Genomic DNA, 23339 nt, shown 5'->3' on the forward strand with positions numbered 1-23339 from the left:
GCGGGAAAACCGAAAAAAGTGGCCCTTATCGCCGTCATGCGGAAACTGCTGCACATCGCCTACGGCATACTTAAAAACAAAACCGCCTTTAACCCGAAATTGCACATGAAAACCGCTTGACGTGCAAGACCGTATCTACCGGGAAAACGGAAAATTACAAACCGGTGCGGGCGATGGCGACGGCTTTTTCGAGCGCCCTCCCCTTGTTCAGGCACTCCTGATATTCGGAGGCCGGATCGGAATCGGCCACTATCCCCGCCCCCGTTCCCAGGTAGGCTTTTTTTCCTTTCACGGCCAGCGTGCGGATGGCGATGGCGGTATCCATCGTGCCATCGAAGGCGATATACCCCACCGCGCCGCCGTAAAGGCCGCGCCGGTGCGGTTCCAGCTCCTCAATGATCTGCATCGCGCGTATCTTCGGCGCGCCGCTCAGCGTTCCCGCCGGGAAGGTGGCGCGGATCACGTCGAAGGCGTCGGCCCCCGGCCGCAGCTCCCCTTCCACATTGCTGACGATATGCATCACATGCGAGTAGCGCTCGATCTCTTTGAGGTGCGTTACCCGCACGGTGCCGCCCGTGCTTATTCGCCCCACGTCGTTGCGGCCGAGATCGACCAGCATGATGTGCTCGGCCAGTTCTTTTTTGTCGGCCAAAAGCTCGGCTTCCAGCGCCTTGTCTTCCACCTCCGTGGCTCCGCGTTTGCGGGTGCCGGCGATGGGGCGCACGGTCACCCGCCCGTTCTGCAGGCGGCTCAATATCTCGGGGGATGCCCCCACCACTTCCCAGTCGTCCAGCTTGAGGTAGTACATATACGGGGACGGGTTCACCACCCGCAGGGCGCGGTAGACATCGAACGCGCTCACGTCGAGGTCGATGGTGAACCGCTGGGCCAGCACCACCTGGAAGATGTCCCCTTCCTTGATGTAGTGTTTGCACCGCTCGACCGCTTTTGCATATGCCGCTTCGCTGGTGTTTGATTTGAACTTTTTGGCTCCCGTCCGCCTCTTTATCGCCGGGGGTTTGGCGGTTGCTTCCAGCTTCCGCAGCAGCGATTTTATCTTTGCCACCGCCTTGGCGTAGGCCTTTTCGGCATTGCCTTCCACATGGGCGTTGACGATGATTTTGATCGTCTGCTTCACGTTGTCGAACACCACCAGCGCATCGGTGACCATGAAAACGGTATCGGGGAAATCGGTATCCTTGTGCGCCTTTGCGGGGAGTTTTTCAAAGAAGCGGACGCAGTCGTAGCCGATGGTTCCCACCACGCCGCCATTGAACGGCGGCAGCCCTTCCACCTTCACCGCCTTGAACCCGGCCATCACCTTTTTGATCTCGTCCAGCGGGTCGCCCGCCACGGCGAATTTCTGCTTCTTCGTTTTGGTGATGCGCACCCCCTCTTTGCCGGAGGTTTTTATCACCAGCTCCGGGTCGGCCCCCATAAAGGTGTAGCGCGCCCACTTTTCGCCGCCTGACACGCTCTCCAGAAGATAAGCGTATTTCGCCCCCTTGGAGATTTTGCTGAACGCGCCGACCGGCGTTTGGAAATCGCCGAACACGTCGCAATATACGGGGACGATGTTCCCCTGTTTGGCCAGCTTCACGAACGCCGCTTTATCGGGCTTTATCATTGGTAGACCACATCAATGAGGGTGAGGCCCTGCGCGGGGGCGGTGGGGCCGGCCTTGCGGCGGTCTTTTGCCATCAGTATCTTTTTCATATCGTCCGGTTCCATCCTGCCCCGCCCTATCTCCGCCAGCGTGCCGACGATGTTGCGCACCATCTGGCGCAGAAACCCGTTGGCGGTTATTTCTATCGTTATCGTTTCATCCTTGCGGTGTATATCAATCGCAATTATATGCCGTACCGATGATTTTACCGAAGAATTTGCCGCCATGAACGAGGCAAAATCGTGCTGGCCCAGCAGCGCCCCGGCCCCCCGCCGCATCTCGGCGGTATTCAGCTTTTGTATCACATGCCAGCTATAGCGGAGGCCGAGGGGATTCCGCTCGCGCCCGTTGTGGATGACGTAGCGGTAGGTTTTCCGTTTCGCGTCCTTGATGGCGTGGAACGAGTCGTCTACCGTCTTGGCGTTTTTCACGGCGATGTCGTATGGCAGCAGCGAATTCAGCGCGCGGGCAAGGGCCTCGTCATTCATCGGGAAATGCCCCTTGATGCTCACCGGCTGCGCCAGCGCGTGTACCCCCGCATCCGTCCGGCCCGATGCCACCGCCGGCACCCGCTTGCCCAAAATGACGGATACCGCTTTTTCCAGCGCGTCCTGAATGGTGTGCTCCCCTTTGTTCTGGCTCTGCCACCCGGCGTACCGGGTGCCGTCGTATTCCAGCGTCAGCAGCACCGTGCGGAAGGGATGGCTCTTCCTCTCTTTTTTCATCCTCGGGGGCGCAGCTCCTCTTTCAGGTATTTGCCGGTCCACGATTCCTTCACTTTGGCCACCTGTTCGGGAGTGCCGGTGGTTACAATCGTGCCGCCCCGGTCGCCCCCTTCCGGGCCGAGGTCGATCACCCAGTCGGCGGTCTTTATCACGTCGAGGTTGTGCTCGATGACCAACACGGTGTTGCCGGTTTCGACCAGCCGGTTGAGCACCTCCAGCAGCTTCTTTATGTCGTCAAAGTGGAGGCCGGTTGTCGGTTCGTCCAGAATGTAGATGGTGCGGCCGGTGCTCCGCTTCGCCAGTTCGCGCGCCAGCTTCACCCGCTGCGCCTCGCCGCCCGACAGGGTGGTGGCGCTCTGCCCCAGCTTGATGTAGCCGAGGCCGACATCATAGAGCGTTTGCAGCTTGTTCTTGGCCGCCGGTATCGGACCGAAGAAATCGAGCGCCTCTTCGATGGGCATTTCCAGCACCTCGGCGATGGTCTTTCCCTTGTAATGGATGTCCAGCGTTTCCCGGTTGAACCGCCGCCCGTGGCAGACCTCGCAGGTCACATACACGTCGGGCAAAAAGTGCATCTCGATGCGGATGATGCCGTCCCCCTCGCACGCCTCGCAGCGGCCCCCCGCCACGTTGAAGGAAAAGCGCCCCGCCTTGTATCCCCTCTTTTTGCTTTCGGGTACCTGCGTATAGAGATCGCGGATGGGGGTGAAGAGGCCGGTGTAGGTGGCCGGATTGCTGCGCGGTGTGCGGCCGATGGGGCTTTGGTCGATGTCGATCACCTTGTCGATGAACTCGATGCCCCGTATCTCCTTGTGCTTGCCCGGATATTCGCTGGCCTGATTTATTTCCTTCGCCAGTTGCTTGTAAAGGATGTCGATGATGAGCGTGCTCTTGCCGGAGCCGGATACGCCGGTGACGCAGGTGAACGCGCCGAGCGGAATATCGACGTTGATGTTTTTGAGGTTGTTCTGCTCCGCCCCTTTGATGGAGAGGGAAAGGCCGTTCCCTTTGCGGCGTTTGACGGGCGTCTCGATTTCCAGCTTGCGTGAAAGATACTTTCCCGTGATCGATTTGGGGTTTGCCCGTATCTCGGCGGGGGTGCCCTGCGCCACCACATAGCCGCCGTGAACCCCCGCGCCGGGGCCGAGGTCGACAACGTGATCGGCGGCGTTGATGGTCTCTTTGTCGTGCTCCACCACGATGACGGTGTTGCCGATGTCGCGCAGGCGGACGAGGGTGGCGAGCAGCCGGTCGTTATCGCGCTGGTGCAGGCCGATGCTCGGCTCGTCCAGGATGTAAAGCACGCCGACGAGGGCCGAGCCGATCTGGGTTGCCAGCCGTATCCGCTGCCCCTCGCCGCCGGAGAGGGTGCTGCTGCCGCGGTCGAGCGTGAGGTATTCGAGGCCGACGTTCTGCATGAAGCCGAGGCGTTCTTTTATTTCTTTGATGAGGCGCGCGGCGATGATCTTTTGCTGCGGCGTCAGGTTGAGCGTGTCGAAGTACTCCACCGCGTTTTTGATGGAGAGCTGCGTCGTCTCGACAATGTTCTTGCCGCCGATTTTCACCGAGAGCGGTTCGGGCCGCAGCCGCGCGCCGTTGCAGGCGTGGCAGGGGTCGGTCCGCATGTACTGTTCGATGTCCTCGCGCACCCAGGCGCTTTCGCTTTCTTTGTGGCGGCGTTCCAGGTTGGGGATCACCCCTTCGTATTCGCCGATGTAATAGGCTTTCCGCCCGTCCTTGAGGTACTTGAAGCGGATCTCTTCCGCCCCCGCGCCGTTGAGTATTTTTTTGCGCGTCTCTTTCGGGATGTCCATCCAGCGGGTTTCTTCCCAACTGAAGCCGTAGTGCTCGGCCAGCGATTCGAGCATGGCGCGGTGGTAGTGCTGGGTTTTGTCCCCCCACGGTTTGATGGCCCCTTCGGCGAGCGTCAATTTTTTATCGGGGACGACGAGGTCTTCGGTGACCACCTGTTTCACGCCCAGCCCGGTGCATGTTTGGCACGCGCCGTGCGGGTTGTTGAAGCTGAACATCCGCGGCTCCACCGCCGGGTAGGAGATGCCGCATTTCACGCAGGCGAATTTTTGCGAGAAGGTGAATTCCTTTTTGTTGTCCTCGTCGCTCACGGCCATGAAGCCTTCGCCCATGTTCAGCGCCAGTTCCGCGCTGTCGGCCAGCCGCCGCTCAAGGCCGGGTTTTATCACCAGCCGGTCTATCACCACGTCGATGGAGTGCTTGTAGGTCTTTTCGAGGGTTATCTCCTCGTCCAGCGAGTGCATCTTTCCGTCTATCCGGGCGCGGACGAACCCCTTCGATTTGAGGGCGGCCAGCTCTTTTTTGTATTCCCCCTTGCGGTCTTTCACCACCGGGGCCATCACGTGTATGCGCGTCCCCTCTTTCAGGAGCATGAGCTGGTCCACGATCTGCGATACGGTCTGCGATTCTATCGCCTTGCCGCAGCTGTAGCAGTGAACCGTGCCGACGCGGGCGAAGAGGATGCGGAGGTAATCGTATATCTCCGTCACCGTGCCGACGGTGGAGCGGGGATTCTTGCTGGTGGTCTTTTGCTCGATGGAGATCGCGGGTGAAAGCCCCTCGATGAGGTCGATGTCGGGTTTTTCCATCTGCTCGAGGAACTGCCGGGCGTAGGCGGAAAGCGATTCCACATAGCGCCGCTGCCCCTCTGCGTAAATGGTGTCGAAGGCGAGCGACGACTTGCCCGACCCGGATAGCCCGGTGAAAACGATCAGCTTGTCGCGGGGCAGCTCCAGGTCGATGTTTTTCAGGTTGTGCTCGCGCGCGCCCTGGATGATGATGGTGCCATGTTTCATAGAAGGCCATTGTCGCAAAGAAACGGCTTTTTTGCCAACTTGACGCTTGTTGTCATACTGAGCACGTTCGCTACGCTCAGTGTAAACTCCGCGAAGCATCCCTTTCCGGAGGGGAGTTCAACCACGAATGACACGAATAGCACAAATAAACAGGTAAGGTTGGAAACAGGGATATAAACCGGATACTGTTTTTATCGCGTAGCCCATTCGCGGTTCGCGTTTAAAAAGATTTTTCGCTCCCCCAGGATGACAAAAAGGGAAGAGCCGGTCAGACGAGCGTGCGGTAGAGCGCGAGATACTGTTCGGCGCTTGTGCGCCAGGAGTGGTCTTCCGCCATGCCGTTTTGGACGATGCGATCCCATTCTTTTTTGCCGGCGAAGGTCTTGACCGCTTTCTTCACCGCGCCGAGGAGCGCCTGCGGCGTGGCGGGCTTGAACGAGAAGCCGTTGCCCTTCTTTTTCGCCGGCTGCCAGTTCACCACCGTGTCGGCCAGGCCGCCGGTGGCCCGCGCCACCGGCACCGTGCCGTAGCGCAGCGAATACATCTGGTTCAGCCCGCACGGCTCGAAATGCGACGGCATCAGGAAGATGTCGCTTCCCGCCTCGATCAGGTGGGCCATATCCTCGTCGTAGCCGATCATGAGGCCCACGCGGTCCGGATATTTGCCGGCCAGCGCCCGCAGGTTGTCCTCGTATTTCGGCTGGCCCGCGCCGAGCACGATCAGCGTGATGCCGAGCTTCATCATATCCTTCTCGGCGGCGGTGATGAGGTCGAACCCTTTCTGCTCCACCATGCGCGAGACGATGCCGATCACCGCCCGCCCCGGCGCGTCCGGCAGGCCGAATTTTTCCAGCAGGGCGGCGCGGCATTTCGCCTTCCCCGCCATCTTCTTCGCGCTGTAGGAAGCGGGGAGATGCTTGTCGGCGGCGGGGTTCCACGTTTCGGTGTCGATGCCGTTCAAGATGCCGGTGAGCGATTTTTTCCGCTGGTTCAGCGCCTTTTCCAGCCCGAAGCCGAGTTCCTTGCCCAAAATCTCTTTTGCGTATGTGGGGCTTACCGCCGTCACCGCGCTGGCGAAAAGGATGCCGGCCTTCATGAAATTGATTTTCCCCCACGCCTCCACCCCGTCCGCCGAAAAATATTCTTCCGGCAGGCCGGTGAGCGGATATGACTCGCGGGGGAACAGCCCCTGGTAGGCGAGGTTGTGGATGGAAAAAACGCTCGGCACGCCGCGCAGCGGATGCCCTTCCGGCAGCAGCTTCAGGTAAAGCGGCGCCAGCCCGAGGTGCCAGTCGTTCACATGCACCACCTCGGCGCGGAAACCGGCGGCGGCGGGAAATTCGGACAGCGCCCGGTTGAAGAATATGAAGCGCGCGTCGTTATCCGGGTAGTCGCCGTTCTGGTCGCCGTAGATGTTGGGGCGGCTGAAATACAGTTCCGGCTGGTGCAGGAACCAGAAGGTGACGCCGGGAGACACCTCTTTTTTGTACAGCGTGCCGATGTAGGGGCGGCCGCTTATCATCACGGTGATCGTGGCGGCGGTTTTTTGCAGTTTGCTTTTATCGATGCCGCCGTAGAGCGGCAGCAGCACGGCGACGGTGCAGCCGGCTTCGGCCAGCGCCCGCGGCAACGCGCCGGCGACATCCCCCAGCCCGCCGGTTTTGGCGTATGGGAGCGCCTCGGACGCGGCAAAAAGAACGTTCAGCCCCCTCTTTTTCCCCATTGCCATTACCTTAACATGGCAACGCCCCGTTTGCTAACCGGCGCGATTGGCGCGGGGGAGCCGCCGGGTACTATAATCCAATCACCGATGGCTGGCATTGTTATTAAACGGATGGGAACCGCCGCGCTGCTGCTGGCGGCGCTGGGCAACGCGCTGCTGTTCGCCGGCCTCGTGCCGCTGTGGCAGGGGCCGGACGAGGCGGCGCACTTTTCCTATATCCAGTTCATCGCGGAAGAACGGGCGATGCCGGTCTACCGCCCGCCGTACGAACTGTACCGCACCGACCTGCCGGAGGACGTCCGCCAAAGCCGCGCGCGGCTGGAAGCGGACGCGCTGGCGTTCCACCCGGGAACCATACAAAGCTTTTTGCACGGCGCGCCGCCGCCCCCCGTTTCCGGCGGACGCCGCGTGGCGGCGGACGATTACCACAACAACGCGCTCGCCTACGGCCCGCTCTACTACCTTTACGGCGCGGCGGCCTACGCGCTCTGTTACGGCGCCGATGTCGAAACGCGGGCCTACGCGGTACGCTTCGCCACCGCCCTGCTCATCGTCCCCTTTGCGTGGTTCGTTTACCGTTTCGGGCGGCTGCTGCTGCGGGGCCACCGGAAAGGGCTTGCCTTCGCCGCGTTCGTCACGTTGCAGCCGATGGTGGCGCATGTGTTCGCGATAGTGAATAACGACGCGATGCTGATTACCTGCGCCGCCGGTTCATTCTGCTTCATGGCGCGGTACTTCGCCCGCGGCGGCGTCCGGCATGCCGTGTGGGGGGGCGTGTTCGCCGGCGCGGCGGCGGCGGCGAAGAGCCACGGCATTTTCGCCGTTGCCGCGCTGCCGCTGTTCGTGCTGGCGCGTTTTGCGGTAACGCGGCGGATGCCGTTGCGGGCCGCGGCGTATTCCCTCAGCGCGGCGGTGATCGTAGCGGGGCCGTGGTTCGCCTTTTCACTCAATCAGTACGGCTCCCTGTTCGGCGTATCGGGCGGAGCCGCCGCGGCGGGCGCCCCTTCCGCCGCCGCGATTGCCGCCCCGCTCTTCTTTCGCTGGCCGTTCACGCTCTTCGTTTCGTTCTTCGGCAATTTCGGCGCGCTCGATACCCCGTTGCCGGACCGGACGGCCATCGCGCTGTGGTATCTGCATATCGCCGCGTTCGCGGCGGTTGCCATCGCGGCGGCGGCCGTCGTCGCGCGCCGCTCATTGCGCGGCGGAAAGGGGCTGTTCATTCTCTGCGTCACGCTGGTGGCGGGGTTTGACCTGATGCTGGCGCTCTTTTTTTACGGCGGCATGATGGACGGCGGGCAGGGGCGCTACTACTTCGCCGTGTGGCCGCTGATGGCGGCGGCGCTGTTTTACGCCCTGCACACGCTCCTGCCCCGGCGGCTGGCGCGCCCGGCGATGATCGGGCTGGCCCTTTGCATGGCGCTGCTTTCAATCTGCGCGGCGTTCCATGTGGCGCTGCCGAGGTACTATTTATGAAACGCGGCGTTGGGGGCGGACTCCTCTTCGCGCTCCTCCCCGCGCTGCTGGCGCTCGCGGGTTTATTCGCGCCGCTGTTGCCGGACCGGCCGCATACGTTTGCCGGAGCGGGCATTGCTTTTGGCGACGGGGCGCCGTTTACGCTGACGCAGCCATTTGGCAGCGGTTGCGTAAAACTTGCGGGAGTGGCGCTCGGAGTGCAAAATCCCGGCGGGCGCGATTTTTCCGTCCGGCTCGCAACCGCTTTGGGCGAACCGCTGGGGGAGGTTGACGGCGTGCGCGGCTCCGGCGTGCGGCGGTTCCTTTTTCCCGAAAGCGGCGGAACGGAATTCCTGCTCACCATCGCCGTGAAAGACGGCGGACCGCGGATCGATTTCGCGGGGGACCGCCACGACGGCGCGGAAAAATTGGCCGTCAACGGCGCTCCGGCGGCGGCGCACCTTTACCTGATGCCGCTCTGCCGCGCCTCCGCCGGGGAAACCGCTTCGCTGATTCTGGGGCGCATCGGCATGGAGAAACCGTTTTTGTACCGCCCCCCTGGCATGACGCTTTTGCTGATCGCGCTTGACGCGGGATTGTTCGGGCTTGGCTTCGCGCTTTTCTTCCGCCTAAACCATGCCAACCGCCGGGTTGATGCCGATTCGTCGGCAAAAATAGAATAATCCCGGAGAAAAAAATCCTCCCCTTTGCAAGGGGAGGCGCAGGAGGGGTTAAGGAACCTCCCCTTTATCCCCTCCTTGCGAAGGAGGGGATGGCTCTATATTTGACATCCAAATGCTATGACTAACGGCGGTAATCGCTAAGGATTTGGGCGAAGACGGCGGCGGCGTTTTTGCGGCACGCCGCCAGCGAGCCGTTGTTCTCCACCACGTAATCGGCGTACTTCAGTTTTTCGCGCAGCGGCATCTGCGCGCGGATGCGGGCCAGCGCGGCGGGCTTTTTCATCCCCCCGCGCATCAGGCGGGCCAACTGCTCTTTTTCGTTTGCCGCCACCACCACCACCGCGTCTTTCCACGTGTGCGAGCCGCTCTCCAGCATCACCGCCGCGTCCACCACGATGACGGCCTTCTTCTTCCGCTTTTGGCGGGCGGCGATCAGCTCCTTTTCCATCCGGAAGACCTCGGGGTGGACGATGGCGTTGAGCGCCTTGCGCTCAAACGGGTTTTTGAAAATGACGGCGGCGAGCGCCGCGCGGTTGAGCCGCCCGTTTTTATGGAAGACCTTGTTGCCCCAGCGCGACTTGACGGCGCGCCAGCCCGGCGTGCCGGGGGCGACCGCCTTGCGCGCGAGGCTGTCGGCGTCAATGGCAACCGCGCCGAGCCGTTTGAATACCTTGAGCGCCGTCGACTTGCCCGACGCGATGCCGCCGGTGAGGCCGATGACCGGCATGGTCAGTTGTCCCACGGCAGGCGTTCGAGGCCGAACGCCATGAAAAAGCGCAGCACTTCGCGCGCCGGCAGGCCGACGATGTTGCCGCGCGACCCCGCGTAGCTTTCGATGAGCGCCGCCCCTTTGCCCTGTATGGCGTATGCCCCCGCCTTGCCTATCGGTTCGCCGGTGGCGGCATAGGCGGCGATGTCGGCGGCGCCGAGTTTTTTGAACGTCACTTGCGAGCGGCAGAGCGCGGTCTCTTCCCGCCCTTCGGCGCGGAGCGCGAACGCGACCGCCGTGAATACGTCGTGCGTTTTGCCGCTCAGTTTTTCCAGCATCGCCGCGGCGTGCGGGACGTCGTCCGGCTTCCCCATCATCTCCCCGTCCAGCGCCACCAGCGTATCGGCCCCGATGACCAGCGCATCGGGATGCAGTTGGGATATCTTCCGGGCCTTTTCCCGCGCCAGCCGGAGCGCGGTCTGCTCCACCGCTTCCCCCGGCAGCGCCGATTCGTCGATGTCGGCGTGCGCCACGGTAAAGCGTATCCCCATGTCGCCAAGGATTTCCTTGCGGCGGGGAGAGGAAGAGCCGAGCACCACCGCGACCGGTTTCATGCGGGAGTCATACCGATTGGCTGTCAAACATGGAGTAATCCGGGAAAAAAGGATTCCTCCCCTTTTCAAGGGGAGGCGCGGGAGGGGTTGAAGAACCTCCCCTGCATCCCCTCCTTGCGAAGGAGGGGAGGGAAATGGAAATCGGGATCATTATCATATCCATGACATCCGATTGGTATTAGATTTTCGCCGCCCGGTTCAGCAGGGCGTGGTCGGCCAGCACCAGCGCCATCATCGCTTCCGCCACCGGCACCGCGCGGGGGCAGATGCAGGGGTCGTGACGCCCCTCCACGCTCACTTTGCGGCTGAACCCGTTTTTGTCGACGGCGTCCTGCTCCTTGAGTATCGAGGGGGTCGGCTTGACCGCGATGCGGACGACGATGGTATCGCCGTTGGAAATGCCGCCGAGGATGCCCCCCGCGTTGTTGGTGCGGAAAACAACTTTGCCGTCGCCGTTCAACTCAATCGGGTCGTTATGCAGGCTTCCGCGCATCGAGGCGCATTTGAAGCCGCTGCCGATCTCCACCCCTTTCACCGCGTTGATGCCCATCATCGCGGCGGCGATATCGGCGTTCAGCTTGCCGTACACCGGCGCGCCCAGCCCCGGCGGCGCGTTTTCGGCGATGATCTCCACGATGCCGCCGACGGAATCCCCTTCTTTCCGCACTTCGTCTATCAGCGCGATCATCTTCGCGGCGGCCGCCGCGTCCGGCGCGCGGACGATGTTGTTCTCGATTTCGGTCTCATCGAAATTTTCTATTTTGATGCCGCCTATCTGGACGGTGTACCCGGTGATCCATATCTCCGGGATGATCTTGCGGGCGATGGCCCCCGCCGCCACGCGCACCGCCGTTTCACGCGCGCTGCTCCGCCCGCCGCCGCGGTAATCGCGGATATCGTACTTCGCGTCGAGGGTGTAATCGGCGTGGCCGGGCCGCCAGATGTTTTTGATGGCGTCGTAGTGCCCGGCGTTCCTGTCCACGTTTTCGATGATGAAGCCGATGGGGGCGCCGGTGGTGCGCCCTTCAAAGACCCCGGAGAGTATCTTCACGGCATCCGGCTCCTTCCGCTGCGTGCTGACGCGGCTCTGCCCCGGCTTGCGGCGGTCAAGCTCCTTTTGCAGGTCGGCTTCGGCCAGCGCGATTCCCGCCGGCACGCCGTCCAACACCCCGCCGATGGCGGAGCCGTGCGATTCCCCCCAGCTCGTCAGGCGCAATAGCCGTCCAAAACTGTTGTTCATTGTTCCCCCTCCATCCTGTGCATGATTTGCGCGGCCACTTCGCCGGGCGTCCGCGCGCCGCTGTTCTCCACGGTGATATCGGCGATTTTTCCGTACACCGGCGTCCGCTGTTTATAAAGCGTGTTGAACGTGCGGCGCGGATTCTCCCTGTCGAAAAACGGCGGTATCCCTTTCTCCACGATCCGCGCGAAAAGCACGTTCCGCTTCGCTTTCAGGTATACGAAGCGGGCGTTCTTGAACAGCGCCTTGCTGAACGCGGGGTTCAGCGGCGACGCGCCGCCGAGCGAGACCACCACCTTCTTCATCCGCGCGGTTTTTTTCAGCGCGTTTCCTTCCATTTTCAGAAAATACTCCCGCCCGTGCTTCTTGAAAATGGCGCGCACGCCGCTTTTCCGCCCCCCTTTGGCGTGGGCGGCCTCTATCACCGCGTCGACATCGACGAAGGTGAAGCCGCACTGTTTCGCCAGCCGCTTCCCCACGCTGCTCTTGCCGCTCCCCTTGAAGCCGGCCAGCACAATCCTGTCGTATTTCTTCTTCATAATCCGTTCAGTCCGCTCCGGTAATTGTAGCACCGGTAAAGGGCAAAACGGCGTATCAGCTCGCCGCGCCGGATGATTTCGATCTCCCGCGCCTTTTCCACCCGCTCGAACACGCCGTTCAGCCGCGCGCTCTCGTCGCGCGAGAGTTCGGCCAGGTAAAAGGCGTTTTTGCCCGTCAGGGTATCCGGCGGCGGCTGGTACATGAAGCGGGTGGCGTTCCCCGGCCCGAACATATACGGCGTCAGGTGCGGGCTGGTGTAAAAGGTCATGAGCGTGGCGGTCTGAAAGCGGTCGCCGATGACGAATGTGGCATCGAAGTTTTTCCGCTCATCGTCGATGGCGGCGGCGAGCTGTTTCCACCCGTAAATGCGGCGGCTGATCTCGAACCGCTTCGGGTGCGGGATGATGGGATCGACGATCTGCACATGGAAGAGCGCCACCAGCAGCGCCGCCAGCGCGATGGAGCCGCGCCAGAGTATTTGCGCACGCGAACGGTCCCATTTTTCCGCCATTATGCCGGCCTGCGCCAGCAGCGGCAGGAAACCGAGAATCGGCCAGTTTCCCTCCACCGTGGCGCGGAACGAATTCAAGGTGAAAAAGCCGAGCGTCGGCAGCGCGAAGGCGAAGAGAAACAGATGCGGCTCCTTGTCCTCCGGCGGCAGGTGCGTGGCGAAGCCGTCTTTCAGCAGGCGGAGCGCCCCGGCGACAAGGAAGAAAAAAAGGCCGATGGACCAGGCCGCCGCCTGCATCCCGATGAAATCGAGGAAATGTTTCAGGCCGGATTCTTCGGAAGCCGCCAGCCCGTGCCGCCCCTGAAAAGCGAACGAGGCCCAATGGTTTTGGGCGTTCCAGACGATGACCGGGCTGAAGACGATGAAGGCGGCCAGCGCGGCGAGGTATGGGTGCGGCCTCAGCAGCCAGTGCCGCCGCCGCGGCGTAAGGAAAAGATAGAGGAATGCGCCGGGGAAAAAAAATACGGCGGTGTATTTGGAAAGCATGGCCAGCCCCACCGCCGCCCCCGCCGCGCACCAGCGGAGCGGCGCGCGCTCTTCGTGCTCCGTGGCGTCGAGGAAAAGCAGCAGCGCAAGGAGGTAGAACGGCACCAGCGGTGTGTCGGGAGAGATGATGAGCCCCCCCGCGCAGAAGATGAGCGCGAGGTTGGCTATCCAGACGGCGGCAAGGCCCGCTTTTTCATCGCCGGAAAGTTTTACCGTGAGGCGGAAGAGGAGCCACGAACTGGCCGCCGCCCCCAGCACGCTGCCGAGCCGGACGAAAAATTCGCCGTTGCCGAACAGCGTGGTGAGCCAGATCGTCACCGCCACCATCGGCGGGTGGTCGTAGTAGCTTAAAGAAAGATGGCGGCTCCAGACCCAGTAGTAGCCCTCGTCCAGCGCCAGTTCGAACGAGCCGGACGCGGCGAGGCGGAGCGCGGTGAAGCTGGCGATGGTCCAGAAAACTTTTTGGCGGATATTCACCGGATGGAGGACGATAGCGTACGGATGTTCTGCCTGTCATCCTGAGCCGAAGGCGAAGGATCTCTTTCCGGAAAGGGATTCTTCGCTACGCCCACCCTTGAAGGGCGCTTCCACGGCGGTTTGTACGCGGCTGGCTCCGCAAGCTTCGCCGCCGCATTCTTATTCCGCCGCTCCCTCAGAATGACATGCATTAAATATTTTTCGATACCCTGTTATTTATCGCTTTTCTTTTTGTCGGACTTGGCGTGTTTGGCGGATTTCTTTTTGGATTTCCCCTCGCCTTTTTTCTCCGATTTTTTATCGGCTTTCACGTCGGCCTTGGTTTCGCTTTTTTTCTCGGCCTGCTTTTCGCCCTTCCAAATTCCCTTGTCGGCTATCCAGCCGGTCTCGCCGTCCGGGTCGGTCACTTTGTGCCACCCTTCCTTCGATTCCGCGATCTTGAAGGTGTAGTTTTTCGGGGCCTGGTAGAGCACGCGGCTGTTGGTATCGGCCGATTCATACACGCTGACGATCTCGGCGGTGACGATGGCGGCGTTGTCTTTGCCGATGCCGGAGTCGTGTATCCAGCCCACGTCCCCTTCCACGTCGCGCACGGCGTACCATGTTTCGTATTTCGCCAGCACCTCGAAGGGGGTGTACATCCGGGGGCGCCAGAGCACCGTGTAGCCGGTGGCGGGGCCGCTGCGGATTTTCGATTCCTTGTTGTTGACCATCACCGATTCCGCATGCGCGGCGGATGCGAGGAACACCATGAACGCGAGCGCGTAACGAACAATTCTCATTTTACCTTTATACCTCCCTGTACCGTTTCCCAGGTTCCACAGAGCACCAGTCTACCCCCATCGTTGGCCGCGAGCAACATCCCGTGCGATTCCACCCCCATCAGCGTGGCGGGCTTCAGATTCGCCACCATCACCACGTTCTTGCCGATAATATCCTCCGGCTTGTAGCTCTGCGCGATACCGGCCACCACCTGCCGTTGCTCGAAGCCCAGGTCAACGCTGAGCTTGAGCAGCTTGCTGCTTTTCGGCACCGGCTCGGCGTGCAAAACCTTGGCGGTGCGCAGGTCTATCTTCATGAAATCGTCGATGGTTATCTGCGGGGCCAGCGGCACTGCGGGCGCGGCCGGAGCCGCCGCCGTTTCGCCACTCTTGGGGGTGAGCATAGCCATTATCTCCTTTGCTTTGTCTTTTTCGATGCGGGGGAAAAGCGCCTCGCCGGTGGTTATCTTGGTGCCGGGCTTCAGGCCGCCCCATTCAAGAGTGCCAATATCAGCAAGGCCCAATTTCTTTGCAAGCCGTTCAGTAGCCTCTGGCATGAATGGTTCGATCATCGCACCTATGATACGCACAGCCTCTGCGGATGCGTACAGCACATCATCAAGTAATTCTTTATCCGCTTCGTTTTTTGCCAACGTCCACGGGGCGTTTTTCACGATGAAGCGGTTCGTCTCGTCGCATAATTGGGTCATATGAAATAATGCCCGGTTAAAAGCACATTCGCGTTCCATGTTGAGCTTATAGTCTTGCCGCTTTACACCGACTGTGCCGCCTATAAAGCGTTTGATTGGGCCAGTATTACTCGGTGTTGGTATCAGACTACCCCGATATTTTTCTATCATCATAAGAGTGCGGGACACGAGATTTCCAAGGTTATTCGCTAAATCCACGTTGGTAGTGGCGATAAGTTGTGCGGCGGAAAAATCGCCGTCGAGGCCGAACGGCACTTCGCGCATCAGGAAATAGCGGAACGCATCCGCCCCCACCGCATCCGCCGCCACGCCGGGGGCGACCACGTTGCCGAGCGACTTGCTCATCTTTTTTCCGTCCACCGTCCACCAGCCGTGCGCGAATATTTTTTTCGGCAGGTCCAGTTCCAGCGCCATCAGCATGGTGCTCCAATAAACGGCGTGGGTGGTGAGGATGTCCTTGCCGATTAGATGTACGGCGGCGGGCCAAAACTTTTTGAATCGTTCTCCGCCGGGATAATCCAGCGCGGAAATGTAATTGACCAGCGCGTCAAACCAAACGTAGGCGACGTAGTCGCGGTCGAACGGAAGCTCTATCCCCCACGGCAGGCGCGATTTGGGGCGGCTGATGCAGAGATCGCCCAGCGGTTTTTGGAGGAAGCCAAGCACCTCGTTGCGGCGCGAGTCGGGCGCGATAAAATCGGCATTGGCCTTAATGTGGTCAATCAGCCGCTGCTGGTACGAACCCATCTTGAAGAAATAGTTTTTCTCGCGTATCTGATCCACCTTGCGGCCACAGTCGGGGCAGTTGCCGTCTTTCAGGTCTTTCTCCGTCCAGAAGCGTTCGTCCGGCACGCAGTACCACCCCTCGTAGTCGGCGGCGTAGATGAGTTCTTTTTCCTTTAGCGTTTTCAGGGCAAGCTGAACTTTGGTTGTGTGGCGCGGCTGGGTGGTGCGGATGAAATCGTCGTTGGTGATGCCCAGCCTGGGCCAGAGGTCTTCAAAGACCTTGGCATGCCTGTCCACGTACTCTTGGATCGGCTCGCCCGTTTTTTTCGCGGCCTGCTCGGCCTTTTGGCCGTGCTCGTCGGTGCCGGTGAGGAAGAAAACATTATCTTTGCCGAGGAGTTTACGGTGGTAGCGGGCCAGCACGTCGGCCGCCACGGTGGTGTATGCGTGGCCGAGGTGCGGCACGTCGTTGACGTAGTAGATGGGGGTGGTTATGTAAAACCGTTTCATAGTTTTCCGCAGATGTTAAGGGTGGGGAGCGGCGCTATTCCGCCGCCGGTTCCCCGTTGGAACCGTTCTCGCCGCCATTTTCCCCGTGCTCTTCCAGTTCTTTAATAAGCTGTTCGGGGGGGAGGTCTTTTTCCGCTTGCGGGGGGCGCGGCGGTTGTCCTTCACGCGGCGGCTGTTCCTCGCGCGGCGGACGGGGGCCGCGGTCCCTGTCCCTGTCCCTGTTGTCGCGGTCGCGCCGTTTGCCGTCCTGCTGCTGTGGCGGGCCGCCCGGCCTTTTCTGCTGCTGTTGCTGCGGCGGGAAGGCAAGCTGCACCTGCGCCGCTTCAAAGACCATGATCCCCTTTTCCCCTTCCACAATCACGGTGACGCGCTGGCGGAGGAAATCCGCCACCAGCACCTTGCCGCGCCCTTCGGGGGTGATGACCGTTTTGCCGGTGCGGGGAACGATCTTCTGCATTTCCTTGTAGAAATCCTGCTCGTAGGTGAGGCAGCACATCAGCCTGCCGCAGACGCCGGAGATTTTCACCGGATTGAGCGAGAGGTTCTGATCCTTTGCCATCTTGATGGAGACCGGCGCGAAATCCGCCAGGAACGAGCTGCAGCAGAGCTTAACGCCGCAGATGCCGTGGCCGCCAAGCTGCTTGGCCTCGTCGCGCACGCCGACCTGCCGCATCTCTATCCGGACGTTGCATTCGGCGGCGAGCTGTTTCACCATTTCGCGGAAGTCCACCCGGTCTTCGGAGGTGAAGTAGATGATGGCCCGCTTTTCGTCGAAGGTCACCTCCACCTGGGAGAGCTTCATCCTGATCCTTTGCTCTTTTATTTTCTGGCGGGCGCCGCGGTAAATCTCTTTTTCCTTTTCGATGTTGCGCTTGTCCACCTCGATGTCGCGCGGGCTGGCCTTGCGCAGCACGTTGCGGAGCTGCTTGTGGCAGCGGCGTCCTTCGGCCCTGATGCGGGAGCGGTTCACCGTGCCGATGCAGGGGCCCCGTTCGGTATCCACCACGCAGGCATCCCCCACCCGCAGGTCGAGATGATTGCAGCGGAACTCCGCGGCGCGCGCGCTGTGGCGGAAGGTCACCCCGACGGTGAAGTCGTTTTCAATCAGTTGTGTTTCCAAGCGGGTATCCATATTTAATTATCGATTGCACGTTAAAAAGCAAGGCTTCCAGGTACAGCTGTACATTCGGGTTGAAGACCAGTTGCGGCCTCGCCGCCAATATGGCGTCGAAGCCGTCCATCACCCGTTCATCCGGAATGCCGTTATAAGTCTTTACAATATCATCATTTGCGCCCGATGACACGCCCAAAGCGCTCCGCTGCGCCATCCGCAGGGTTTCGAGTATCCGTTCCAGCAGGGCCGGGATGTCCGCGCGGCGTTCCTTCCAGCTTTCGGCGAAGCGGATAATCGCCTCCGGCGCCAGCTCCGGCAGCATCGCCGTCAACTCGCGCGCGGCGGCGTCTATCTCCTTCATTTTTTCCATCCCCCCGCCGCGCGCCGTGCCGGGGCACCCCTCGGCAAGCCGGGCCAGGCGCAACGCCTCGTTCGGCAAGGTTCCCAGCGTTTCTTCCAGCAGCGGGGCGAGCTTTTCGGGGGGCATCGGCACAAAACGTATCTGGCGGCAGCGCGAGACGATGGTCGGCAGCAGCCCGGCCGGATTGGACGAAATGAGGATGATGACGGTATTCCCCGGCGGCTCCTCCAGCGTTTTGAGGAACGCGTTGGCGGTGGTGCGCAGTATCGTGTCGGTATCTTCCATGATGCAGACCTTGCGTCCCCCCATGTAGGATTTCAGGGAGAGGGCCGAGATGATTTTTCTCATCTCCGCCATCCGCAAAATTTTCACGGGGTCCTTCCCCTTGGATTCCTCCAGCTCTTCCGAAAAATCGGGAAGCATATGCACCAGCGAATCTTTCACGTACACATGCACGAAATCGGGGTGGGATTTGGCGTCGACCATCTTGCAGGAGCGGCAGACGCCGCACGGCACGGTTTCGGCGCCGGAGCAGAGCAGCCCCTTGGCGAAGGCAAGCGCGGCGGTGGTTTTGCCGGTGCCGCGCGGCCCGGCGAAGAGGTAGGCGCTGGCGACCGCGCCGCGCCGCAAACTCTGGCCCAGCACGCCCAGCGCGTGCTCCTGCCCCCAAATACCGCTAAATGTCAGTTCCATATTTCGGCTATTGTACCGCGCCGGGCCTGCGTTGGCGCAGCGCCTTTTCGCGGTCCACCCAGCCGCTGTAGACGGCGAAGGCGAGCGCCGAAAGCGTGGCGGTGGCCGCGCCGAAATAGAAGGTGGCGGCGGGGGAGTAGGCGTCCCACAGCCACCCGGCGATGATGCCGCTGGGCAGCATGGCGGCGCCGACCGCCGCGTTGAATATGCCGTAGGCGGTCGCCTTGTACTCCGCCGGGATGATGGTGGCGAGGTACGCTTTCTGTATCCCCTCGGTCAGCCCCATGAAGATGCCGTAGAGGGCGAAAAGAAACCAGATGGCGCGGGGGCTTTGGGCCTGCGCAAAGCCGAGGAAGAGGAGGGCGAAGAGCGCCATTCCCACGAGGATCAACCGCTTCTTGCCGTAGGTGTCGGCCATGACGCCGGCGGGGATGGCGAAAAGCGAATAGATCAGGTTGAAAAAAAGGTAGACCACCGGGATGGTGGTGACGGGGATGCCGACATCCTGCGCGCGGAGGATCAGGAAGAAATCGCTGACGTTCCCCAGCGCGAAGAGTGTTGCGATGATGAGGAAGAGGCGGAACTTCCAATCGAAGTGTTTTGCCGAAAGCCCGGTCTTTTTCTCGCGCGGAGGGGGCGGCACGGGCACGTCCTGGATAAATATGATGATGAGCGCCACGGCGACAACGCCGGGGATAATTGACAGCCAGAAGACGAGGCGGTAGTTGTCCTGATACGCCGCGAGGAGCATGAAGGCGATAAGCGGCCCCAGCACCGCCCCGACCGTGTCCATCGCGCGGTGGAAATTGAAGGCGCGCGCGAACGAGTCGCGGTGCGTCGATTCCGCGATGATGGCGTCGCGCGGGGCGGATCGGATTCCCTTGCCGAACCGGTCGGTGAAGCGGTAGACCATCACCTCGCCCCAGTTGTTCCCCATCGCGATGAGCGGGCGCGAGAGCACCGAGATGCCGTACCCCGCCGCCATCACCCACTTGCGGGTGCCCATCCGGTCGGAGATGTAGCCGGAAAACGCGCGCAGGACGCTGGCGGTGCTTTCGGCCACCCCCTCGATGAAGCCGATAATGGATTTGTTCACGCCGAGCGTGTTGGCGAGGAACAGCGGGACGAGCGAATAGACCATCTCCGAGCTGATGTCCATGAACAGGCTGACGAACCCGGCGGCATAGACGTTGCGGCCAAAGCCGCGAAAAATCCCTTTTTTCGGGGTCATGCGGTATCTCCTTGCGGAACGGCGGGCAACTTGCCCATCTCCATTCTACCCCGTTTCCGAAATTGAAAATGATAGACGTATATGTACCGCATTGCTTTTCAGATATGTCCACGGCCAATGCCATTTCCTTGGATGTACAAAAGAGTGTGTTTCCAATTTCGATCCGGGACGAACCCGATGACGGATTTTCCGGCGTTTTCCGTGAATTGCGCTATGCGGCAAGCCACCCGTATCGAAAAGCGGCATCCAGCTTCGGAATCCGGGTTCTAGCCGTTTTTTACATCCCGCGCGGGCGGGACGGCGTACGGCGGATTAGTTGAGACTTTTCGCAATGTTCCGGTAAGATAGTGTCATGGAAGACAGCTCATGGGGTTATAGCGAAATTCCGCCCGGCAGCGGCGGCAACGCCGCCGAGCGTGAGCGCAAACGCCTCGCCGAAAAATCCGAGGGGAAATACCCCCCCGCCGAACGCCCCCTCTACAGCCCGCTCCCGGAGCCGGAGCCGCTGGAGGACGAACTTCCGGAGCAGCGCCCGTCCGGCACCGCCCTTTCGCTCACCTCGCTGGTGATCGGCATCGTGGCGCTGGTGCTGGCCGCTGTTTTCTTTTACCGTTCCAACGTGAACATCAAGTCGGCTGAAATACACGCGCAGCAGGCGCTCACCGCCGTGGACGAGCTGAAACATTCCGGCAGCCCCGCCCCGGCGGCGCTCAAGATAGAACTGATGCGCACCACCCGCACGCTGGACGCGATGACCGTGGAATTTCAGGTGGAGCCGGAAGCGCTTTCCAAAATCGAACGGCTCCGCAGCGAGGTGAATGAAATCCTCGCCATGCTGGATGAGAAGACGCCGGAAGCCGCGCCCGCCGAGGAGGCAGCGGCCCCGGCCGAGGCGCCCGCCGCCGCCATGCCCGAAGCGGCCGTTGCTCCGCCCGCGCCCGCCGCCAAACAGCCATCACCCCCCCCGGCGAAATAAAGCCATGTGGGAAGATATCAAACGCCTCGCGGCCGTCATCGCCAGCCACTTGAGGGAGCAGAAAGACCTGTTCATCTACAAACTGATCGTGGCGAATTATTCCGGCGCGCGCGATGCGTGTTACCGGCGGCTGGGGGAACGCTACTACAAGGCATATAAAGACGGGCGGATCGCCGACGTGCCGGATGATGGGGCCGCCGCCGAGCTCGACTCGCTCCTGCGTATTGACGACGAGATCGAGCGGACGGCGCGGGAGATCGATTTGCTCCGCGCGCATTCCTACCGCGAGCGGGATGCGGCGCTGGGGCACGGCGGCAAAGCGCGGCCGGCGGCGCCCAACGCCGGCGTGAAGGAGAAGTAGGCGGTGGCCGCCATCCGCTTCATGCCGGGGCTGCGCAACGCGGCAGCCGCACCGCCGTGAAACACGAAAAAACCGTTCTCATCGTCGAAGACGAAGCGTCGCTCCGCCTCGTGCTTTCCCGAACGGCGCAGCGCAAAGGCTATGCCGCCGCCACCGCCGCCACCATCGCCGAGGCGAAGGAAAAACTCCACGCCGGGCGCTTCTTCGCCGCGTTCCTCGACATCCGCCTGCCGGACGGCCAGGGGCTGGATCTGCTCGGCTGGATAAAAGAGCGCGGCATCGCCACTCCCTGCGTGGTGATGACCGCCGACGCCACCATGGACAACGCCATCAAGGCGGTGAAACGGGGCGCGTTCGAGTATCTGGTGAAACCGCTGGACCTCAACGAGATCGAGCAGATACTCGACCGCATCGAGCAGCGCGCCGCGCTGGCGGGAGCGGCGAAAGAGGCCGCGCCGGAGGCCGCCGCGCCGGGCCGCTACGAGATCATCGGGCGCAGCGCGCCGATGCAGTCGCTGTTCAAAAAAATCGGCAAGGCCGCCGCCTCCAACTTCACCGTGCTCATCACCGGCGAAAGCGGCAGCGGCAAGGAACTGGTGGCGCGCAACCTGCACGAGTTCAGCGACCGCGCGGCACGGCCGTTCGTCACCGTGAACTGTTCCGCCATCCCCAAAGACCTGATGGAGAGCGAACTCTTCGGCCACATCAAGGGGGCGTTCACCGGGGCCGACCGCGACCAGAAAGGGCTGGTGGAAGAAGCCGACGGCGGCACGCTCTTCATGGACGAGATAGGCGAGATCGGCCCCAAGATGCAGGCGAAGCTGCTGCGGATGCTGGAGGAGGGGAAAATCACCCCGGTCGGCGCGCGCAAAGGAACGCCGGTGGATGTGCGCTTCGCCGCCGCCACCAACCGCGATCTGGAGGCGATGGTGCGGGAAGGGCATTTCCGCGAAGACCTGTTTCACCGCCTCAACGTGCTGCACATACCGGTGCCGCCGCTGCGCAAGCGGGTCGGCGATATCGAGCTGCTGGCCCGCTATTTCGTGAAGCGGTACGGCGGCGGCAAGCGGATAGCCGACGAGGCGTGCGCCGAGCTGGCGAAACGCAACTGGCCCGGCAACGTGCGGCAACTGCAAAACGCCATCAAGCGCGCGCTGGTCATGGGGAGCGACGAGGTGCTGATGCCGCACCACTTCAGCAAGGTGGAGGAGCAGGCCCCCGAAGAGATGGCCGACTGGATCGGCCGCATCATCCAGCAGGGGGGGGACGAAATACACGGCCGCATCGTCGGCCAGATCGAGGCGGAGATGATTCGGCAGGGGCTGGCGAAATGCCGCGGCAACAAAATAAAGACCGCCGCCCTGCTCGGCATCAACCGCAACACCCTCACCAAGAAGGTGAAAGACTACTCGCTGGAGTGAAAGTGGTAGAATAAAAGCCTGTGCCAAGCCACAAGAGACCGGCTAATAACCAGAGGTGAAAGTATGAGACGCAACGTAATACAAATTATCGTGTATCCGGGCAATGAGCGCGGCTACGTGGCCGAGTGTGTCAACCTGCCGGTGGTTACGCAGGGGGCAACGATAGACGAAACGGTAAAAAACATGCAAGAGGCATTGGCTCTGCATATGGAAGGCGAAAGCCTGGAAGAGATGGGCTTGGCCCCCAATGCCCCCCTCATGGTGAGCATGGAGCTTGAGCCGATACATGCCTAAACTCCGGCGTTTATCCGGAGCGCAGGTGGCCGCCATTTTTCAGATTTTCGGTTTCGCCGTGGCCGGGCAAAATACGGGAGAATTCTGATGAAGAGCAAATATCCAGAACAGATGTCCGCACTTTGTGTCGCCCAACCATGGGCGAGTTGTATTTTTGAACATGGCAAAAACGTTGAAAATCGATCGGCCAACCTGCGGAAGCGCGGCACAATTGCAATTTATGCATCAAAAAGCAGGATGGAATCACGATTTGAGTATTGCAAGGAAAAATATGGGGTTGAGATAAAATGGGACGACGTAAAAAAAGGCCACATCATCGGCTTCATCGACATCATTGATGTGATTAAAGAAATAGAGTAACCAAAAAAACAAAAAAATGGTTCCAAGGGCGTTATGGATACGTCTTAAGCAATCCATTTATGCTAAAAAATGCTGTTCCGGCAGTGCCCCCTAAAGGAACCGTCAAGTTTTGGCATCTGAAGGGGAAAAAGCTAAAGGATTGTTTGAATCAAATTCCGGCTGTCCGT

The 23339-nt window shown here is 61.2% G+C and carries 22 protein-coding genes; 8 read left to right on the plus strand and 14 right to left on the minus strand.

Annotation, left to right across the window (positions count from 1 at the left end; all coding sequences use genetic code 11):
• Positions 1-120 (plus strand): IS110 family transposase (locus HZA03_05210; GenBank protein ID MBI5637351.1); only part of this gene is annotated, 120 nt, incomplete at its 5' end.
• A 34-nt stretch (positions 121-154) separates the two neighbouring features.
• On the opposite strand, the gene trpE is transcribed toward HZA03_05210, so the two are convergent.
• The 4 genes from trpE to glgA all read right to left on the minus strand — a co-directional run bounded on the left by trpE (position 155) and on the right by glgA (position 6942).
• Positions 155-1627 carry an anthranilate synthase component I gene (gene trpE, locus HZA03_05215; protein MBI5637352.1) on the minus strand — a complete coding sequence of 491 codons (1473 nt, stop codon included), beginning with the start codon at positions 1625-1627 and terminating at the stop codon, positions 155-157.
• Entirely contained in the window at positions 1624-2391 is a 768-nt protein-coding gene (gene truA / locus HZA03_05220; protein MBI5637353.1) for a tRNA pseudouridine(38-40) synthase TruA, read from the minus strand. Before truA ends, trpE begins: the two co-directional genes overlap by 4 nt.
• On the minus strand, positions 2388-5219 hold the full coding sequence (gene uvrA / locus HZA03_05225) for an excinuclease ABC subunit UvrA (protein MBI5637354.1): 2832 nt from the start codon (positions 5217-5219) through the stop codon (positions 2388-2390). Before uvrA ends, truA begins: the two co-directional genes overlap by 4 nt.
• Before the next feature lie 268 nt (positions 5220-5487).
• Positions 5488-6942, minus strand: coding sequence for a glycogen synthase GlgA (glgA, locus tag HZA03_05230; protein ID MBI5637355.1), 1455 nt, complete (start codon positions 6940-6942; stop codon positions 5488-5490).
• A gap of 87 nt (positions 6943-7029) precedes the next feature.
• On the opposite strand from glgA, the gene HZA03_05235 reads away from it, so the two are divergent.
• Together HZA03_05235 and HZA03_05240 are read left to right on the plus strand one after the other, a co-directional pair.
• Positions 7030-8415, plus strand: coding sequence for a DUF2142 domain-containing protein (locus HZA03_05235; protein MBI5637356.1), 1386 nt, complete (start codon positions 7030-7032; stop codon positions 8413-8415).
• Complete coding sequence (locus HZA03_05240; GenBank protein ID MBI5637357.1) at positions 8412-9077, plus strand: hypothetical protein; 666 nt, start codon at positions 8412-8414, stop codon at positions 9075-9077. Before HZA03_05235 ends, HZA03_05240 begins: the two co-directional genes overlap by 4 nt.
• A gap of 121 nt (positions 9078-9198) precedes the next feature.
• Here the strand turns inward: HZA03_05240 and HZA03_05245 are convergent, their stop codons facing one another.
• From HZA03_05245 to HZA03_05290, 10 genes are all read right to left on the minus strand, one after another.
• Entirely contained in the window at positions 9199-9819 is a 621-nt protein-coding gene (locus HZA03_05245; GenBank protein MBI5637358.1) for a dephospho-CoA kinase, read from the minus strand.
• A complete protein-coding gene (gene maf / locus HZA03_05250; protein MBI5637359.1) occupies positions 9807-10400 on the minus strand; it encodes a septum formation protein Maf in 594 nt (197 codons plus the stop codon). Before maf ends, HZA03_05245 begins: the two co-directional genes overlap by 13 nt.
• A gap of 178 nt (positions 10401-10578) precedes the next feature.
• Positions 10579-11640, minus strand: a complete 1062-nt coding sequence (aroC, locus tag HZA03_05255) for a chorismate synthase (protein MBI5637360.1) — start codon at positions 11638-11640, stop codon at positions 10579-10581.
• Positions 11637-12179: a dephospho-CoA kinase gene (locus tag HZA03_05260; GenBank protein ID MBI5637361.1), complete on the minus strand. Its 543-nt coding sequence runs from the start codon at positions 12177-12179 to the stop codon at positions 11637-11639. The genes aroC and HZA03_05260 overlap by 4 nt, the downstream gene beginning before the upstream one ends.
• Positions 12176-13654, minus strand: a complete 1479-nt coding sequence (locus HZA03_05265; protein MBI5637362.1) for a glycosyltransferase family 39 protein — start codon at positions 13652-13654, stop codon at positions 12176-12178. The genes HZA03_05260 and HZA03_05265 overlap by 4 nt, the downstream gene beginning before the upstream one ends.
• A gap of 212 nt (positions 13655-13866) precedes the next feature.
• Positions 13867-14436 (minus strand): SH3 domain-containing protein, encoded by a 570-nt coding sequence (locus HZA03_05270; protein MBI5637363.1) that lies wholly within the window; start codon positions 14434-14436, stop codon positions 13867-13869.
• Positions 14433-16361: a methionine--tRNA ligase gene (metG, locus tag HZA03_05275; protein MBI5637364.1), complete on the minus strand. Its 1929-nt coding sequence runs from the start codon at positions 16359-16361 to the stop codon at positions 14433-14435. The genes HZA03_05270 and metG overlap by 4 nt, the downstream gene beginning before the upstream one ends.
• 34 nt (positions 16362-16395) lie before the next feature.
• Entirely contained in the window at positions 16396-17481 is a 1086-nt protein-coding gene (locus HZA03_05280; GenBank protein ID MBI5637365.1) for a hypothetical protein, read from the minus strand.
• The gene (locus HZA03_05285) at positions 17462-18529 is read right to left on the minus strand and encodes a DNA polymerase III subunit (protein MBI5637366.1); all 1068 of its coding nucleotides are present in this window, start codon (positions 18527-18529) and stop codon (positions 17462-17464) included. Before HZA03_05285 ends, HZA03_05280 begins: the two co-directional genes overlap by 20 nt.
• Positions 18530-18536: 7 nt before the next feature.
• Positions 18537-19760, minus strand: a complete 1224-nt coding sequence (locus HZA03_05290) for an MFS transporter (GenBank protein ID MBI5637367.1) — start codon at positions 19758-19760, stop codon at positions 18537-18539.
• A gap of 352 nt (positions 19761-20112) precedes the next feature.
• Between HZA03_05290 and HZA03_05295 the strand changes: the two genes are divergently transcribed.
• From HZA03_05295 to HZA03_05315, 5 genes are all read left to right on the plus strand, one after another.
• The gene (locus tag HZA03_05295; GenBank protein MBI5637368.1) at positions 20113-20736 is read left to right on the plus strand and encodes a hypothetical protein; all 624 of its coding nucleotides are present in this window, start codon (positions 20113-20115) and stop codon (positions 20734-20736) included.
• 4 nt (positions 20737-20740) lie between these two features.
• A complete protein-coding gene (locus HZA03_05300) occupies positions 20741-21097 on the plus strand; it encodes a hypothetical protein (protein ID MBI5637369.1) in 357 nt (118 codons plus the stop codon).
• Positions 21098-21153: 56 nt separating this feature from the next.
• Entirely contained in the window at positions 21154-22518 is a 1365-nt protein-coding gene (locus HZA03_05305; protein MBI5637370.1) for a sigma-54-dependent Fis family transcriptional regulator, read from the plus strand.
• Between the two features lie 63 nt (positions 22519-22581).
• On the plus strand, positions 22582-22812 hold the full coding sequence (locus HZA03_05310; GenBank protein ID MBI5637371.1) for a type II toxin-antitoxin system HicB family antitoxin: 231 nt from the start codon (positions 22582-22584) through the stop codon (positions 22810-22812).
• A gap of 87 nt (positions 22813-22899) precedes the next feature.
• On the plus strand, positions 22900-23172 hold the full coding sequence (locus HZA03_05315; GenBank protein MBI5637372.1) for a hypothetical protein: 273 nt from the start codon (positions 22900-22902) through the stop codon (positions 23170-23172).
• The last annotated feature ends 167 nt before the right edge of the window (positions 23173-23339 follow it).

The sequence above is a fragment of the Nitrospinota bacterium genome (genome assembly GCA_016217735.1).
Lineage (GTDB): Bacteria > Nitrospinota_A > UBA7883 > JACRGQ01 > JACRGQ01 > JACRGQ01.

Excerpts from the sequence above, each read along its gene's own strand:
- trpE (MBI5637352.1), bottom strand. The coding sequence starts at position 1,627 with ATGATAAAGCCCGATAAAGCGGCGTTCGTGAAGCTGGCCAAACAGGGG.
- truA (MBI5637353.1), bottom strand. The coding sequence starts at position 2,391 with ATGAAAAAAGAGAGGAAGAGCCATCCCTTCCGCACGGTGCTGCTGACG.
- uvrA (MBI5637354.1), bottom strand. The coding sequence starts at position 5,219 with ATGAAACATGGCACCATCATCATCCAGGGCGCGCGCGAGCACAACCTG.
- glgA (MBI5637355.1), bottom strand. The coding sequence starts at position 6,942 with ATGGGGAAAAAGAGGGGGCTGAACGTTCTTTTTGCCGCGTCCGAGGCG.
- HZA03_05235 (MBI5637356.1), top strand. The coding sequence starts at position 7,030 with ATGGCTGGCATTGTTATTAAACGGATGGGAACCGCCGCGCTGCTGCTG.
- HZA03_05240 (MBI5637357.1), top strand. The coding sequence starts at position 8,412 with ATGAAACGCGGCGTTGGGGGCGGACTCCTCTTCGCGCTCCTCCCCGCG.
- maf (MBI5637359.1), bottom strand. The coding sequence starts at position 10,400 with ATGAAACCGGTCGCGGTGGTGCTCGGCTCTTCCTCTCCCCGCCGCAAG.
- aroC (MBI5637360.1), bottom strand. The coding sequence starts at position 11,640 with ATGAACAACAGTTTTGGACGGCTATTGCGCCTGACGAGCTGGGGGGAA.
- HZA03_05260 (MBI5637361.1), bottom strand. The coding sequence starts at position 12,179 with ATGAAGAAGAAATACGACAGGATTGTGCTGGCCGGCTTCAAGGGGAGC.
- HZA03_05270 (MBI5637363.1), bottom strand. The coding sequence starts at position 14,436 with ATGAGAATTGTTCGTTACGCGCTCGCGTTCATGGTGTTCCTCGCATCC.
- metG (MBI5637364.1), bottom strand. The coding sequence starts at position 16,361 with ATGAAACGGTTTTACATAACCACCCCCATCTACTACGTCAACGACGTG.
- HZA03_05285 (MBI5637366.1), bottom strand. The coding sequence starts at position 18,529 with ATGGAACTGACATTTAGCGGTATTTGGGGGCAGGAGCACGCGCTGGGC.
- HZA03_05290 (MBI5637367.1), bottom strand. The coding sequence starts at position 19,760 with ATGACCCCGAAAAAAGGGATTTTTCGCGGCTTTGGCCGCAACGTCTAT.
- HZA03_05295 (MBI5637368.1), top strand. The coding sequence starts at position 20,113 with ATGGAAGACAGCTCATGGGGTTATAGCGAAATTCCGCCCGGCAGCGGC.
- HZA03_05300 (MBI5637369.1), top strand. The coding sequence starts at position 20,741 with ATGTGGGAAGATATCAAACGCCTCGCGGCCGTCATCGCCAGCCACTTG.
- HZA03_05310 (MBI5637371.1), top strand. The coding sequence starts at position 22,582 with ATGAGACGCAACGTAATACAAATTATCGTGTATCCGGGCAATGAGCGC.
- HZA03_05315 (MBI5637372.1), top strand. The coding sequence starts at position 22,900 with ATGAAGAGCAAATATCCAGAACAGATGTCCGCACTTTGTGTCGCCCAA.